13 protein-coding genes are annotated in these 14,825 nt (G+C 73.1%); 10 read left to right on the top strand and 3 right to left on the bottom strand.

Annotation, left to right across the window (positions count from 1 at the left end; genetic code table 11):
* Positions 1-213 precede the first annotated feature (213 nt).
* From rhaI to ACF07N_RS23835, 6 genes are all read left to right on the top strand, one after another.
* Positions 214-1,374 carry an L-rhamnose isomerase gene (rhaI, locus tag ACF07N_RS23860; protein WP_392116294.1) on the top strand — a complete coding sequence of 387 codons (1,161 nt, stop codon included), beginning with the start codon at positions 214-216 and terminating at the stop codon, positions 1,372-1,374.
* Between the two features lie 112 nt (positions 1,375-1,486).
* A complete protein-coding gene (locus tag ACF07N_RS23855) occupies positions 1,487-3,526 on the top strand; it encodes a bifunctional aldolase/short-chain dehydrogenase (RefSeq protein ID WP_392116291.1) in 2,040 nt (679 codons plus the stop codon).
* Entirely contained in the window at positions 3,523-4,971 is a 1,449-nt protein-coding gene (locus ACF07N_RS23850) for a rhamnulokinase family protein (protein WP_392116288.1), read from the top strand. The genes ACF07N_RS23855 and ACF07N_RS23850 overlap by 4 nt, the downstream gene beginning before the upstream one ends.
* A 69-nt stretch (positions 4,972-5,040) precedes the next feature.
* Positions 5,041-5,796, top strand: coding sequence for a (Fe-S)-binding protein (locus tag ACF07N_RS23845; protein WP_383332198.1), 756 nt, complete (start codon positions 5,041-5,043; stop codon positions 5,794-5,796).
* Positions 5,793-7,271, top strand: a complete 1,479-nt coding sequence (locus ACF07N_RS23840; protein WP_392116285.1) for a LutB/LldF family L-lactate oxidation iron-sulfur protein — start codon at positions 5,793-5,795, stop codon at positions 7,269-7,271. Before ACF07N_RS23845 ends, ACF07N_RS23840 begins: the two co-directional genes overlap by 4 nt.
* On the top strand, positions 7,268-7,903 hold the full coding sequence (locus ACF07N_RS23835) for a lactate utilization protein C (protein ID WP_392116282.1): 636 nt from the start codon (positions 7,268-7,270) through the stop codon (positions 7,901-7,903). Before ACF07N_RS23840 ends, ACF07N_RS23835 begins: the two co-directional genes overlap by 4 nt.
* 1 nt (position 7,904) lies before the next feature.
* On the opposite strand, the gene ACF07N_RS23830 is transcribed toward ACF07N_RS23835, so the two are convergent.
* On the bottom strand, positions 7,905-8,699 hold the full coding sequence (locus ACF07N_RS23830) for an SDR family NAD(P)-dependent oxidoreductase (protein WP_392116279.1): 795 nt from the start codon (positions 8,697-8,699) through the stop codon (positions 7,905-7,907).
* 158 nt (positions 8,700-8,857) lie between these two features.
* On the opposite strand from ACF07N_RS23830, the gene ACF07N_RS23825 reads away from it, so the two are divergent.
* Together ACF07N_RS23825 and ACF07N_RS23820 are read left to right on the top strand one after the other, a co-directional pair.
* Positions 8,858-9,643 (top strand): ABC transporter ATP-binding protein, encoded by a 786-nt coding sequence (locus ACF07N_RS23825; protein WP_392116275.1) that lies wholly within the window; start codon positions 8,858-8,860, stop codon positions 9,641-9,643.
* A gap of 3 nt (positions 9,644-9,646) precedes the next feature.
* Positions 9,647-10,960 (top strand): FtsX-like permease family protein, encoded by a 1,314-nt coding sequence (locus tag ACF07N_RS23820; protein WP_392116272.1) that lies wholly within the window; start codon positions 9,647-9,649, stop codon positions 10,958-10,960.
* 49 nt (positions 10,961-11,009) lie between these two features.
* On the opposite strand, the gene ACF07N_RS23815 is transcribed toward ACF07N_RS23820, so the two are convergent.
* Positions 11,010-11,582 carry a TetR/AcrR family transcriptional regulator gene (locus ACF07N_RS23815; protein ID WP_383332210.1) on the bottom strand — a complete coding sequence of 191 codons (573 nt, stop codon included), beginning with the start codon at positions 11,580-11,582 and terminating at the stop codon, positions 11,010-11,012.
* A 152-nt stretch (positions 11,583-11,734) separates the two neighbouring features.
* Here ACF07N_RS23815 and ACF07N_RS23810 point away from each other — a divergent pair, with 152 nt between their 5' ends.
* Entirely contained in the window at positions 11,735-12,592 is an 858-nt protein-coding gene (locus ACF07N_RS23810) for an AAA family ATPase (protein WP_392116269.1), read from the top strand.
* Positions 12,589-13,947, top strand: a complete 1,359-nt coding sequence (locus ACF07N_RS23805) for a VWA domain-containing protein (RefSeq protein ID WP_392116266.1) — start codon at positions 12,589-12,591, stop codon at positions 13,945-13,947. The genes ACF07N_RS23810 and ACF07N_RS23805 overlap by 4 nt, the downstream gene beginning before the upstream one ends.
* On the opposite strand, the gene ACF07N_RS23800 is transcribed toward ACF07N_RS23805, so the two are convergent.
* Complete coding sequence (locus tag ACF07N_RS23800) at positions 13,948-14,652, bottom strand: SDR family oxidoreductase (protein WP_392116263.1); 705 nt, start codon at positions 14,650-14,652, stop codon at positions 13,948-13,950. It abuts the gene before it with no gap.
* Positions 14,653-14,825: the final 173 nt, after the last annotated feature.

Here is a 14,825-nt window from a genome sequence, read left to right as displayed (position 1 = left end):
TTGCCGGGACGTTAGGCGTGCGGCGCATGTCACGTCAATGGGTTCCGGTCGAAAAAGTTTCGATCCAAGAAGGTCACGCCCTGGTCACGGGAGACCGTCTTGACGGGAGGGGTTGACACCCCTTCGGGCGGCCCATAGCTTCGCGTCCTGAATCGTTTCATTCAGTGGTCGTCACGCGTGGCCGTCGCGACCCGATGTCTCAGGAGTTCTGACGTGACCGAGCTCGCCGCGGTGAAGGCCGCTCTCCAGACACAGGCCGTCGAGACGCCGTCGTGGGCGTACGGGAACTCCGGCACGCGGTTCAAGGTCTTCGCGCAAGCGGGCGTGCCGCGCACGCCGCAGGAGAAGCTGGACGACGCGGCGAAGGTGCACGAGTTCACCGGGGTCGCCCCGACGGTCGCGCTGCACATCCCGTGGGACAAGGTCGACGACTACGCGGCGCTGGCCGGTCACGCGCGGGACCGCGGGGTGAGGCTCGGGGCGATCAACTCCAACACCTTCCAGGACGCCGACTACAAGCTCGGCAGCATCTGCCACCCGGACGCGGCGGTGCGGCGCAAGGCCGTGGACCACCTGCTGGAGTGCGTCGACATCATGGACGCGACCGGGTCGACCGATCTGAAGCTGTGGTTCGCCGACGGGACGAACTATCCCGGGCAGGACGACATCCGCAGCCGTCAGGACCGGCTGGCCGAAGGGCTGGCCGAGGTCTACGAACGGCTCGGGGACGGGCAGCGGATGCTGCTGGAGTACAAGTTCTTCGAGCCGGCCTTCTACGCCACGGACGTCCCGGACTGGGGCACCGCCTACGCCCACTGCCTGAAGCTCGGGCCGAAGGCCCAGGTCGTGGTCGACACGGGGCACCACGCGCCCGGCACCAACATCGAGTTCATCGTGGCGACGCTGCTGCGGGAGGGCAAGCTCGGCGGCTTCGACTTCAACTCCCGGTTCTACGCGGACGACGACCTCATGGTCGGGGCGGCCGATCCGTTCCAGCTGTTCCGGATCATGTACGAGGTGGTGCGCGGCGGCGGGTTCTCGCCCGAGGTCGCGTTCATGCTCGACCAGTGCCACAACATCGAGGCGAAGATCCCGGCGATCATCCGGTCGGTGATGAACGTGCAGGAGGCCACGGCGAAGGCGCTGCTGGTCGACGGGGACGCGCTGGCGGCGGCGCAGCGGGCGGGGGACGTGCTGGAGGCGAACGCCGTGCTGATGGACGCGTACAACACGGATGTGCGGCCGTTGCTGCGGGAGGTGCGCGAGGAGATGGGGCTGGACCCCGAGCCGCTCGCCGCGTACCGGCGGTCCGGGTGGGCCGAGAAGATCGTCGCTGAGCGGGTGGGCGGGCAGCAGGCGGGGTGGGGCGCGTAGGCGTCTGCCGAGAGACGTGATCTGCGGAGTGCGGGTCGCGTGCGGTTGATCGCCTGATTTCCCCGCGCCCCTCGAGGACGACACTTCACCCCTTATTCGAAAAGGAACTGGCATGACTGTTCATCCCGAAGCCGACGCCCTGCTCGCCCGGTCGCACCGGCTGGGAGCCGATCCGCGGAACACCAACTACGCGGGCGGCAACGCCTCCGCCAAGGGCGTCGCGACCGATCCCGTCACCGGCGGGGACGTCGAGCTGATGTGGGTCAAGGGGTCCGGCGGGGACCTCGGGACGCTGACCGAGGCGGGGCTGGCCGTGCTGCGGCTGGACCGGATGCGGGCACTCGTCGACGTGTACCCGGGGGTGGAGCGCGAGGACGAGATGGTCGCCGCGTTCGACTACTGCCTGCACGGTAAGGGCGGGGCGGCGCCGTCCATCGACACCGCCATGCACGGGCTGGTGGAGGCCGCGCACGTCGACCACCTCCACCCGGACTCCGGGATCGCCCTGGCCTGCGCGGCCGACGGGGAGAAGCTGACCGCCGAGTGCTTCGGGGACAGCGTGGTGTGGGTGCCGTGGCGGCGGCCCGGATTCCAGCTCGGGCTGGACATCGCCGCCGTGCGGAAGGCCAACCCGCAGGCGATCGGCTGCGTCCTCGGCGGGCACGGGATCACGGCCTGGGGCGACACCTCCGAGGAGTGCGAGCGCAACTCGCTGCACATCATCCGGACCGCGGAGACGTTCCTCGCCGAGCGGGGCAAGGCCGAGCCCTTCGGGCCGGTGATCGAGGGGTACGCGGCCCTGGGCGCCGGTGAGCGGCGGGAGCGGGCCGCCGCCCTCGCGCCGTACGTGCGCGCCCTCGCCTCGCAGGACCGGCCCCAGGTGGGGCACTTCACCGACTCGGACGTCGTCCTCGACTTCCTCGCGCGGGCCGAGCACCCGCGGCTCGCCGCGCTCGGCACCTCCTGCCCCGACCACTTCCTGCGCACCAAGGTCCGGCCCCTGGTGCTGGACCTGCCGCCGGCCGCCCCGCTCGACGAGGCGATCGCCCGGCTGAAGGAGCTGCACGCCCGGTACCGCGAGGAGTACGCCGCCTACTACCGGCGGCACGCCGAGCCGGACTCCCCCGCCATGCGCGGCGCCGACCCGGCGATCGTGCTGGTCCCGGGGGTCGGCATGTTCTCGTTCGGCAAGGACAAGCAGACCGCCCGGGTCGCGGGCGAGTTCTACGTCAACGCCATCAACGTGATGCGCGGGGCCGAGGCGGTGTCCACGTACGCGCCGATCGAGGAGTCGGAGAAGTTCCGCATCGAGTACTGGGCGCTGGAGGAGGCCAAGCTCCGGCGGATGCCGAAGCCCAGGGCGCTCGCCACGCGGGTCGCGCTGGTGACCGGCGCCGGCAGCGGGATCGGCAAGGCCATCGCGCACCGGCTCGTGGCCGAGGGCGCGTGCGTGGTCGTCGCGGACCTGAACACGGAGAACGCCGAGGCCGTCGCCGAGGAGCTGGGCGGGCCCGACAAGGCCGTCGCCGTGACGGTCGACGTGACGTCGGAGGAGCAGATCACCGGGGCCTTCCGGGCGGCGGTACTGGCCTTCGGCGGTGTCGATCTCGTGGTCAACAACGCGGGCATCTCCATCTCCAAGCCACTGCTGGAGACCTCCGCGAAGGACTGGGACCTCCAGCACGACATCATGGCGCGCGGATCCTTCCTCGTGTCGCGGGAGGCGGCGCGGGTGATGATCGCGCAGGGCCTCGGCGGCGACATCGTCTACATCGCCTCGAAGAACGCCGTGTTCGCCGGGCCCAACAACATCGCCTACTCGGCCACCAAGGCCGACCAGGCCCACCAGGTGCGGCTGCTCGCCGCCGAGCTGGGCGAGCACGGCATCCGCGTCAACGGCGTCAACCCCGACGGGGTCGTGCGCGGTTCGGGGATCTTCGCCGGCGGCTGGGGCGCCAAGCGGGCCGCCGTGTACGGCGTCGAGGAGGAGAAGCTGGGCGAGTTCTACGCGCAGCGGACCATCCTCAAGCGCGAGGTGCTCCCGGAGCACGTGGCCAACGCCGTGTTCGCGCTGACCGGCGGGGACCTCACCCACACGACCGGGCTGCACATCCCCGTCGACGCCGGCGTCGCGGCCGCCTTCCTGCGATGAGCGCGGACGTGAGGGCGTACGCCGCGGTCGACCTCGGCGCGTCCAGCGGGCGCGTCATGGTCGGCCGGGTCGGCCCGGACAGCCTGGAGCTCACCGAGGCGCACCGCTTCCCGAACCGGCCCGTGCGGGTTCCGGAAGGGCTGCGGTGGGATGTCCTCGCGCTCTACGCCGGAGTCCTGGAGGGGCTCGGGGCGGCCGGGCAGGTGGACTCCGTCGGCATCGACAGCTGGGCGGTGGACTACGGGCTGCTGGACGCGGACGGGGCGCTGCTCGGCAACCCCGTGCACTACCGGGACGCGCGGACCGAGGGCGTCGCGGAGACGGTGTGGGCGAGCGTGCCCGCGCCGGAGCTGTACGCCGCCACCGGGCTGCAGTACGCCCCCTTCAACACCCTGTACCAGCTGACGGCGGCCCGCTCCACGGCCCAACTCGCGCACGCCGAAAGGCTGTTGCTGATACCGGACCTGCTGACGTACTGGCTCACCGGCGAGCAGGGCACGGAGCTGACCAACGCCTCGACCACCCAGCTGATCGACCCGCGCACCCGGAACTGGGCGTACGGCGTCGCCGAGCGCCTCGGGATCGACATCGGGCTGTTCGCGCCGCTGCGCCGGCCCGGGGACCCCGCGGGGGTGCTGCGGCCCGAGGTGCTGGAGGCGACCGGGCTGGCCGGTCCCGTGCCGGTGACGGCCGTCGGCTCGCACGACACCGCCTCGGCGGTCGCCGCGGTCCCCGCGACGGGCGAACGGTTCGCCTACATCTGCACCGGCACCTGGTCCCTGGCCGGCCTGGAACTGGACGCGCCGGTGCTCACCGAGGAGAGCCGGGCGGCCAACTTCACCAACGAACTCGGGCTGGACGGCACGGTCCGGTACCTGCGCAACATCATGGGGCTGTGGCTGCTCCAGGAGTGCGTACGGGCCTGGGGCGAGCCGGATCTGGGCGCGCTGCTGCGGGAGGCGTCCGAAGCGCAGGCGCTGCGGTCGGTCGTGGACGCGGGCGACGCCGCGTTCCTGGCTCCGGGGCGCATGCCCGAGCGGATCGCCGAGGCGTGCCGGGCCTCGGGCCAGCCGGTGCCCCGGAATCCGGGCGAGGTGACGCGCTGCATCCTCGACTCGCTCGCCCTCGCCCACCGCAAGGCGGTCGAGGACGCCCAGCGGCTCGCCGGGCAGCCGGCCGACGTCGTCCACGTGGTGGGCGGCGGCACGCGCAACGCGCTGCTGTGCCAGCTGACCGCCGACGCCTGCGGGCTGCCGGTGGTGGCCGGCCCGACGGAGGCGGCCGCCCTGGGCAACGTGCTCGTGCAGGCGCGGGCACACGGGCTGGTCGGGGACCTCGCCGGCATGCGGGACCTGCTGGCGCGGACGCAGCCGCTCACCCGGTACGAACCACGCGGCGGCACCGAGCGGTGGCGCGCCGCGCAGGACCGGCTCGCCGGGGCCTGACGGTGTCTCCCCCCGGCCGCACGCCCGGACTACCCTGCTTCATCCGATGATCGACCCCGAGGAGCCGCGATGCGTGTCGCCCTGTTCCTGACCTGCGTCAACGACACGCTCTATCCGGACACCGGGCGGGCCGTGGTGAAACTGCTGACCAGGCTGGGCGTCGAGGTCGACTTCCCGACGGCGCAGACCTGCTGCGGGCAGGCGCACTACAACACCGGCTACCGCCACGAGGCCGAGCCGCTCGCCCGGCACTTCTGCGACGTCTTCGGCGGGTACGAGGCGATCGTGACGCCCTCCGGGTCCTGCGGGGCGATGGTGCGGGAGCTGTATCCGCGCATGGGCGAGCGGGCCCGGGCCGAAGGGCGCGGGGACACCCTCGCGGCCACGCTGGCGCCGGTGGTGCCGAAGACGTACGAACTCACCGAGTTCCTGGTGGACGTGCTGGGCGTGACGGACGTCGGGGCGTACTACCCGCACAAGGTGACCTACCACCCCACCTGCCACGGGCTGCGCGGACTCGGACTGGGCGAGCGGCCCCTGCGGCTGCTGCGGGCCGTGAAGGGGCTGGAACTGGCCGAGCTGCCCGGGGCCGACGAGTGCTGCGGGTTCGGCGGCACCTTCGCGCTGAAGAACGCCGACGTCTCGGCGGCGATGGGCGCGGACAAGGTACGCAACGCCGAGTCGACGGGCGCCGAGGTGCTGTGCGCGGCCGACAACTCCTGCCTGATGCACATCGGCGGCACGATGGCCCGGCTGCGGACCGGCATGCGGCCGGTGCACATCGCGGAGATCCTGGCGAGCACGGAGGAGGAACCGGCCGTATGAGCGGGACGTATCTCGGCATGCCGGCGTTTCCGGAGGCCGCGCGGGAGGCCGTGGCGAACACGACCCTGCGCGGCAATCTGCGGCACGCCACCCACACCATCCGCGCCAAGCGGGCGAAGGCCGTGGCGGAGGTGTCCGACTGGGCCGAGCTGCGCGAGGCGGGCAAGCGCATCAAGGACCACACACTGCGCCATCTCGACCGCTACCTCGTGCAGTTGGAGGAGTCGGTCACGGCCGCCGGCGGCATCGTGCACTGGGCCGCCGACGCGGCCGAGGCCAACGAGATCGTCACCGAACTGGTCAAGACGACCGGCGAGTCCGAGGTCGTCAAGGTCAAGTCGATGGCCACGCAGGAGATCGGGCTGAACGAGGCGCTTCAGGCCGCGGGCATCCGCGCCTACGAGACCGATCTCGCCGAGCTGATCGTGCAGTTGGGCGAGGACCGCCCCTCGCACATCCTGGTGCCCGCCATCCACCGCAACCGGGGCGAGATCCGCGACATCTTCGCCCGGGAGATGAGCGAGTGGGGCCGCCCCGCCCCCGAGGGCCTGACCGACACGCCCGCCGAACTCGCCGAAGCCGCCCGGCTGCACCTGCGGGAGAAGTTCCTGCGGGCCAAGGTCGGCATCTCCGGCGCCAACTTCATGGTCGCCGAGACGGGCACGCTCGTGGTCGTGGAGTCCGAGGGCAACGGGCGGATGTGCCTGACCCTGCCCGACACCCTGATCTCCGTCGTCGGCATCGAGAAGATCGTGCCGACCTGGCGGGACCTGGAGGTGTTCCTGCAGACCCTCCCCCGCTCCTCGACGGCCGAGCGCATGAACCCGTACACGTCGACCTGGACCGGCACGGCCGACGGCGACGGGCCGAGCACCTTCCACCTGGTGCTGCTGGACAACGGCCGCACCGACACCCTCGCCGACGAGGTCGGCCGGCAGGCCCTGCGCTGCATCCGCTGCTCGGCGTGCCTGAACGTGTGCCCGGTGTACGAGCGGGCCGGCGGCCACGCCTACGGTTCGGTGTACCCGGGCCCGATCGGCGCGATCCTCAGCCCTCAACTGCGGGGCACGGGCAGCGGCATCGACGCCTCTCTGCCGTACGCGTCCTCGCTGTGCGGGGCCTGCTACGAGGTGTGCCCGGTCGCCATCGACATCCCCGAGGTGCTGGTGCACCTGCGGGAGCGGGTGGTGGAGGGCGGCGAGGTCACCCGGGAGGGCAACCGGGTCGTGCTGCGGCCGGCGAAGGGCCACGCGGCGGAGCGGGCGGCGATGCGCGCGGCCCGCTGGGCGTTCACCCACCCGGGGGCGCTGCGCGCCGGCCAGCGCGCCGCCTCCCGGACCCGCCGCTTCCATCCCCGTACCCTGCCCGGCCCGGGCCGGGCGTGGAGCGGGACCCGGGAACTGCCGCAGGTGCCGGCCGAGCCGTTCCGGGACTGGTGGCAGCGCACGCGCGGCGGGAAGGACGGGGCGAAGTGAACAGCAGGGAACGGATCCTGGGCCGGGTGCGGCGCGCACTCGCGGACGCGCCCGCCGACGAGACGCCGATCGCCCGGGACTACCTGCGCGAGCACGGGACGCGGACCGTCGCCGAGACGGTGGAACTGCTCGCCGAGAACCTGGCCGACTACCGGGCGATCGTGCACCGCACGGACGAGGACGGACTGGCCGGGCTGATCGCGGGGCTCCTGAACAGGCGCGGATCGGCCTCCGTGCTGGTGCCGCCCGGGCTCGACGAGCGATGGCTGGCGGCGACCGGGGTGACGCGCGTGGCGGACCGGGCGGAGAGCACGCCGGGCGAACTCGACCGTGTGGACAGTGTCGTGACGGCCTGTGCGGTGGCGATCGCGGAGACCGGGACGATCGTGCTGGACGGCTCGCCCGACCAGGGGCGGCGCCGGATCACCCTCGTCCCGGACCATCACGTGTGCGTCGTACGGGTCCCGGACCAGGTCGTGTCGTCCGTGCCGCAGGGGCTCGGACGCCTCGACCCGGCGCGCCCGCTGACCTGGATCTCCGGTCCTTCGGCGACCAGTGACATCGAACTGGACCGGGTCGAGGGGGTGCACGGGCCGCGCACGCTGGAGGTGGTGCTGGTGGGCGGCGCGTGACTCAGGGCAGGATCGAGTCGACGTAGCCGCCGTCGACGCGGAGCGCGCCGCCCGTGGTCGCCGAAGCCTGGTCGGAGGCGAGGTAGACGACCATGTGGGCGATCTCCTCCGGTTCGATCAGCCGCTGCAGCAGCGACTGCGGCCGGTGCTCCCGCATGAAGGCGCGCTGGGCCTCGTCCCAGGGCAGGTCGCGGTCGACGAGCTGGTACACGAAGTCCTCGACGCCGCCCGTGTGGGTCGGCCCGGCGATGACGGAGTTCACCGTGACGCCGGTGCCCGCTGCCTGCTTGGCGAAGCCCCGGCTCACGGCGAGCAGGGCCGTCTTGGACATGCCGTAGTGGATCATCTCGGCGGGGATGACGACCGCCGAGTCGCTGGCGACGTTCTGGACGCGGCCCCAGCCGCGTTCGGTCATGCCGGGCAGGACGAGCCGGGTCAGGCGCACGGCGGACAGCACGTTCACCTCGAAGTAGCGCCGCCACTCCTCGTCGCTGATCTCCAGGGGGTCGGCGGACTCGAAGATCCCGAGGTTGTTGACGAGGATGTCCACCTGCCCCAGGGTGTCCACCGCCCGCCGGGCGCCCTCGTCGCCGGTCACGTCGGCGGCGACGGGCACCAGGTCGGCGCCCGGGGCGTCGCCGCGCATGCGCTCCACGGCCTCCTCCACCCGCCCGGGCGAACGGCCGTTGACCCCCACCCGGGCGCCGGCCCGGGCCAGGCCCGTGGCGATGGCGGCGCCGATGCCCTGCGTGGAGCCGGTGACGAGAGCGGTGCGGCCCTTCAGATCGATCTGCATGCCGAGTCAGCCCTTTCCGTACGGGGGTGATCGAGTACCCGGGGGGTGGCGCTGGGTACACCCCGCGATACGGGTTCTGCGGCCAGTGTGGTCACGTCCCCTCCTCCGTAGCGTCGTGGACGAGACACAGGGCGTGTCGCACGAAGGGGGACGACGAGATGTTCCGCACCGGCCCACGACAGCACCAGGACCCGGAGCCCGCCGCCGAGGCACTGCGGCTGGTCAAGGTCACCAAGACGTACGGGAACGCCGACAGCGCCGTGACCGCCCTGGACGGGGTGACGCTCGGGCTCGGGCGCGGCACGTTCACGGCGGTGATGGGACCGTCCGGTTCAGGGAAGTCGACGCTGCTGCAGTGCGCGGCGGGCCTGGACCGGCCCGACAGCGGGATCGTCCGGGTGGACGGCACCGAACTGACCGGCGGCGGCGAGGCGGAGCTGACGAGGTTCCGGCGCGGCCGGATCGGCTTCGTGTTCCAGCAGTACAACCTGCTCGACACACTGACCGTCGCGCAGAACACGGTGCTGCCGCTGAAGCTGGCCGGGCGGCGCGTGGACCGGCGGCGGGTCCGGGAGGTCCTCGCGGACCTGGGGCTCGGCGACCGGCTGGGGCACCGGCCGGACCAGCTCTCCGGCGGGCAGCGCCAGCGGGTGGCGATCGCCCGGACCCTGGTCACCGAACCCCGGGTGGTCTTCGCGGACGAGCCGACGGGCGCCCTGGACACGCGCAGCGCGCGGGACGTGCTGGAGCTGCTGCGGCAGGCGGTGCGGGTGCACGGCCGCACCGTGGTGATGGTGACGCACGACCCGGTCGCCGCCTCCTACGCCGACACCGTGCTGTTCCTCGCGGACGGCCGGCTGGCGGGCCGGCTGGACGCCCCGACGGCGGACGCGGTCGCCGAGCGGCTGGCCCACCTGGGCGACGACGTGCCGGCGGGGGTGTGAGCCATGTTCGTGCTGGCGATGCGCTCGGTCCGGCAGCGGCCCGGGCGGTTCCTCGCGACGCTGCTCGCCGCGTTCCTGGGCGCGGCGGTCATCATGACGTTCAACTCCCTGCACGACACCGCCTATCAGCCGGGTGTGGACCCGGTCAGCTCCGAGACCCTCTCCACGGCGGCGGGCGTGGTCGGCGGCTACGGCACCCTGCTGGTGTTCTTCGCGATCGCCTCGACGCTGACGGTGAACGTGCGCCAGCGGGCCGCCGAGACGGAGCTGCTGCGCTGCTCGGGGGCGACCCCGGGGCAGATCAGGCGGATGGTGGTGGGTGAGGCGGTGGCGGTGGCGCTGGTGGGCACCGCGCTGGCGGTCGGCCCGGCGATGCTCGGCGGGCGGGCGCTGCTGGAGATGTTCCAGGACAGCGGTCAGGTCGCGCGGTCGGTCGGCTACTCCTTCGGGACGGTGGCCTGCCTGACCGGTTTCGCCATCACGCTGCTCGCCGCGGCGGGCGCCGCGTTCCTCGCGGTGCGGCGCGCGACGGCCGGCGGCGGGAAGGCGCCGGGCCGTGCCCGGACGGTGCTGGCGTATGCGGCGCTGGTGGCCGGTGCCATCGCCGTGAGCTCCACGTTCGCGTTCTCGGCGACGGACGCCGCCCTCATGGCGCCCCCGGCCCAGGGGGCGATCCTGTTGTCCGTGGGGTGCGCGCTGCGGGCGCCGCGGCTGCTGCCGGCGGTGCTGGACCGGCTGCCGCTCGGCGGGGCGAGCGGCTGGCTGGCGGTGCGGAACCTGCGCGAGCGAGCGGGGCAGCTCGCCGGGATCCTGATGTCGCTGATCATGTTCACGGCCGTCGCCACGGCGACGCTGACCATGCAGGCCGTGGAGAGCGACGCCGTGGCGGCCTCGGGGGCGGTGAAGTCGGTCGAGGCGAAGAACCTGGAGACGCTCAACTTCACGGTCGTCGGCATCATCGTCGTCTTCGTCTGCGTCATGCTGGTCAACTCCCTGTACGCGGCGACCTCGTACCGGGAGCGGGAGTTCGGGCAGCAGCGTCTCGCCGGGGCGACACCCCGGCAGGTGCTCGGCGTGGTGGGGACCGAGGGGCTGGTGCTGACAGTGACCGGCGTCTGCTTCGGCACGCTGGCGGCGCTGGCGGGGATCGTGCCGTTCACCGTGGTCCGCACCGACGGGGTGCTGCCCGGCCAGGTGCTCGGGGTGTGGCTCGCGGTGGTGGCGGTCGCTGCGGCGGTGACGGTCGGCACCGGTCTGGCCACGGCGCGCCGGGTGCTGCGCACTCCGGCGGTCCGGGCGGTGGCGCCGGCGGCGTGATGCCGGCTACGGGGGTGGTGGGGGCGGTCGCTGCGGCGGCCGCCCCCGGCTACGTCGTCCCCGAGGCGTCCAGGAGCGCCGCGGCCGTCGCGGTCGTCAAGCCGTCCAGGGCCTCGATCCCGGCACCGGCGCGCGCGCTGGCGCCGTCGAAGACCAGCATCAGCTGGCGGGCGAGCAGGCCGGGGTCGCGGGCGCCGCCCTCCTCGGCCCGGGCGCGGAAGTAGTCCCGCATCCACTCCTTCGCCCCGCGGGCGACCGCGCTCGCCGGGTGCTCGGGGTCCTTGAGTTCGACGAGTGCGGCGAGGTAGGGGCAGCCCCGGTAGTCCGGGTCGGTCGCGCCCTTCTCCAGCCGCTCGAAGACGTCCAGGATCCGCTCGCGCGGGGTGCGCTCCGGTTCCCGCGCGTCGGGGGCGAGCCGAGCGGCGTACTCCGGGAGCCGCCGGGCCAGGCTCGCCGCGAGGACCTCGTCCTTGCTCGCGAAGAGCTGGTACATGGACCGTTTGGACACCCCGGCGCTCCGGCACAGCGTCTCCACCCCGATGGAGACGCCCTCGCGGTAGAAGAGCTCGGACGCCGCGTCGAGGAGCCGGTCCCGGGTGGACGCCTTGTCGGTGGTGGCCATACCTGTGAGGTTACCGCGCCGCACGCCCGGGGGAAACCGGTCGGTTTTGCATCTGCCGCGCGCCGGCGACCCCGTGACAGCGTCACTGAACAAGCGCTTAGATAGGGCCCTGCCGTACCTCGCCCGTCCGCCACCCCGACCTGGAGGCCCCGGTGTTCACGTCCGTCGACGACGTCTCCGCCCGTCTGGCCGAGACCGGCTATCTCGCCTCGCCCGCGGTCGCCACGACCGTCTTCCTCGCCGACCGCCTCGGCAAGCCGCTCCTGGTGGAGGGCCCGGCCGGCGTCGGCAAGACGGAGCTCGCCAAGGCCGTCGCCGAGGTCGCCGGGGCGCGGCTCGTCCGGCTCCAGTGCTACGAGGGCGTCGACGAGTCGCGGGCGCTGTACGAGTGGAACCACGCCAAGCAGCTGCTGCGCATCAGCGCCGGGCGCGACGAGACGTGGGACGAGACGCGCACGGACATCTTCAGCGAGGAGTTCCTGCTCACCCGGCCTCTGCTGACGGCGATCCGGGGCGACGAACCGAAGGTGCTGCTGATCGACGAGACCGACAAGGCGGACGTCGAGGTGGAGGGGCTGCTGCTGGAGGTGCTCAGCGACTTCCAGGTCACCGTCCCGGAACTGGGCACCATCACCGCCACGCGCCGCCCGTTCGTCGTGCTGACCTCCAACGCGAGCCGCGAGCTGTCCGAGGCGCTGCGCCGCCGCTGCCTCTTCCTGCACATCGGGTTCCCCGACGAGGAGCTGGAGCGGCGGATCGTGCGGCTGAAGGTGCCGGGGCTCGACGAGGCGCTCGCCCGTTCCGTCGTGCGGGTCGTCGGCGCGCTGCGCGCCATGGACCTGCGCAAGGTGCCGTCGGTCGCCGAGACGATCGACTGGGCGCGCACGCTGCTCGCGCTCGGCGCCGGCACGCTGGACGAGACGGTCGTGCAGGCCACTCTGGGCGTGCTCCTCAAGCACCAGGACGACGTCCTCAAGGCGTCGGCCAAGCTCGGCCCGGACGCCCTGTGACCACGCCGGCGGGCGTCGCCGAGCGGCTGACGTCCCTGGTCGGGGCGCTGCGCGCGCACGGCGTGCGGATCGGCACCGGCGAGACGGTGGACGCGGCCCGGGCGATCGGGGAACTCGGCCTGGCGGACCGGGAGCTGCTGCGCGAGGGGCTCGCGGCGACCCTGCTGCACGGCAGCGGGCAGCGGCAGGTGTTCGACCCGGTCTTCGACCTGTACTTCCCGCGCGGCGTCGGGGACCCGGAACAGCGGCCGGCCGGGCGGCAGGATCTGCGCGACCGGCTGGCGGCCGCCCTGGCCGACGACGACCGGGCCATGCTCGGGCGGCTGGCGATCGAGGCGGTCGACGGCTTCGGCGGCTACGGCAACTCACCCGAGTCGGACGGCTGGTCGTCGTACCAGACGCTGGAGCGGCTGCGTCCGCAGACCCTCATGGCCCGGGTCCGGGACGAGGTGCGCGCGCGGGACGGGAGTTCCGGCTTCACCGACCGGCTGCTGGAGGACGAGGTCCGGCGCCGTATCGAGGCCTTCCGGGCGCTGGTGGCCGCCGAGGCGCGCCGCCGGGTCGCCGAGCGGCGCGGCCGGGACGAGATCGCCCGGCGGGCGGTCGCCCCGACGGCCGACCGGGTCGACTTCCTCTTCGCCGGCAGGGACCGGCTGGCCGAGCTGCGCCGGGCGGTGCAGCCGCTCGCCCGCAAGCTCGCGACCCGGCTGGCGGCCCGGCGCCGCCGCGCCGCCCGGGGCACCATCGACCTGCGGCGCACCCTGCGCGGTTCGCTGTCGACGGGTGGCGTGCCGATGAAGCCGGTACTGCGCCGCCGACGCCCCGCCCGTCCCGAACTGGTGCTGCTGTGCGACGTGTCGGGCTCGGTGTCCGGCTTCTCGGACTTCACGATGCTGCTGGTGCAGGCGCTGCACGACCAGTTCAGCAAGGTGCGCGTGTTCGCCTTCGTCAACCGGGTCGACGAGGTGACCGGGCTGCTGGAGCACGGCAGGGCCGATCCGGAGGGGCTGGGCGCCCGCATCCGGGCGGAGGCGGCGATCACGGGCTGGCACGGCAGCAGCGACTACGGCATGGCCCTGGGCGAGTTCGCGGAACGCTACGCGGACGCGACCGGCCCGCGCACGACCGTGTTCGTCCTCGGGGACGCCCGCACGAACGGCGGCGACCCCGATCTGCCGGCCGTGCGCCGGATCGCCGGACGGGCCCGCCGCGTCTACTGGCTGAACCCGGAGCAGCGCTCCCGCTGGGGCACGGGGGACTCGGCCGCGCCCGCCTACGCCGAGCTGGTCGAGATGCACGAGTGCCGCACCGCCCGGCAGCTGAGCGCGCTGGTGGCGCGGCTGCTGCCGGTGTGATCAGGCGGCGGCGAGCTGCGGGTACAGGGCGGACGGGTCGGCCGCGAGTCCGGCCTTGACCTGCCGTGAGACGTCGTCGGCGAGGACCTCGTAGGCGCCGGAGGCGATGCCGTCGAGCGCCTGGGCCGCGACCGACCCGGCCGTGGACTTCGGGACGTCGATCCCGGCGGTCATGTCGGTGTCGACGTACCCGACGTGCAGGCCCGTGACGTCGATGCCGCGCGGCTTGAGGTCGAGGCGCAGCGAGTTGGTCTGCGACCAGAAGGCGGCCTTGGAGGCGCTGTAGGAGCCGGCCAGGCCGATCCACGACAGCACGGAGTGGACGTTGAGGATGTGGCCGCCGCCGTTGCGCTCGATGACGGGGACGAACGCCCGGGTGACCAGGAGCGGTCCGTAGAAGTTCGTCTCGAACTCGCGCCGGACGTCCTCGACGGGCGAGTCCAGGAAGTTCGCCTTCACGGAGGCACCGGCGTTGTTGACGAGCAGGGTGACGTCCTGGGCCTGTTCGGCCGCCGCGGCGACGGACGCGGGGTCGGTGACCTCCAGGGCGAGCGGCACGGCGTCCGGGTGCGTGACGGTGCGCGGATCGCGGGCGGTGGCGTACACCTTCCTCGCGCCCCGCTCGTACAGGCCCTGGACCAGGGCCCGCCCGATGCCGCGGCTGCCGCCGGTGACCAGGGCCACGGAACCTTCGATGGCGGTCATGGGAACTCCCTCACATCGCCTCAGCTGGAAACCGATCGGTTTCCCATGCCCGGAAGCGTAAACCGATCGGTTTCCGGGGGCAAGGGGAGATCCCGGCCGGGACGATCCGGCGTGCCCGGACGAGGCGGAACGCGCGAAGGCGGCCGTCACCGGGTGACGGCCGCCTTCGCGAA

The sequence above is a fragment of the Streptomyces sp. NPDC015242 genome, from assembly GCF_043079125.1.
Taxonomy (GTDB): domain Bacteria; phylum Actinomycetota; class Actinomycetes; order Streptomycetales; family Streptomycetaceae; genus Streptomyces.
The sequence above is the reverse complement of the archived record's forward strand: the minus strand, read 5'-3'. Positions and strand labels throughout refer to the sequence as shown.

Excerpts from the sequence above, each read along its gene's own strand:
- ACF07N_RS23815 (WP_383332210.1), bottom strand. The coding sequence starts at position 11,582 with ATGGCCACCACCGACAAGGCGTCCACCCGGGACCGGCTCCTCGACGCG.
- ACF07N_RS23845 (WP_383332198.1), top strand. The coding sequence starts at position 5,041 with ATGCGTGTCGCCCTGTTCCTGACCTGCGTCAACGACACGCTCTATCCG.
- ACF07N_RS23850 (WP_392116288.1), top strand. The coding sequence starts at position 3,523 with ATGAGCGCGGACGTGAGGGCGTACGCCGCGGTCGACCTCGGCGCGTCC.
- ACF07N_RS23830 (WP_392116279.1), bottom strand. The coding sequence starts at position 8,699 with ATGCAGATCGATCTGAAGGGCCGCACCGCTCTCGTCACCGGCTCCACG.
- ACF07N_RS23855 (WP_392116291.1), top strand. The coding sequence starts at position 1,487 with ATGACTGTTCATCCCGAAGCCGACGCCCTGCTCGCCCGGTCGCACCGG.
- ACF07N_RS23800 (WP_392116263.1), bottom strand. The coding sequence starts at position 14,652 with ATGACCGCCATCGAAGGTTCCGTGGCCCTGGTCACCGGCGGCAGCCGC.
- ACF07N_RS23820 (WP_392116272.1), top strand. The coding sequence starts at position 9,647 with ATGTTCGTGCTGGCGATGCGCTCGGTCCGGCAGCGGCCCGGGCGGTTC.
- ACF07N_RS23840 (WP_392116285.1), top strand. The coding sequence starts at position 5,793 with ATGAGCGGGACGTATCTCGGCATGCCGGCGTTTCCGGAGGCCGCGCGG.
- ACF07N_RS23825 (WP_392116275.1), top strand. The coding sequence starts at position 8,858 with ATGTTCCGCACCGGCCCACGACAGCACCAGGACCCGGAGCCCGCCGCC.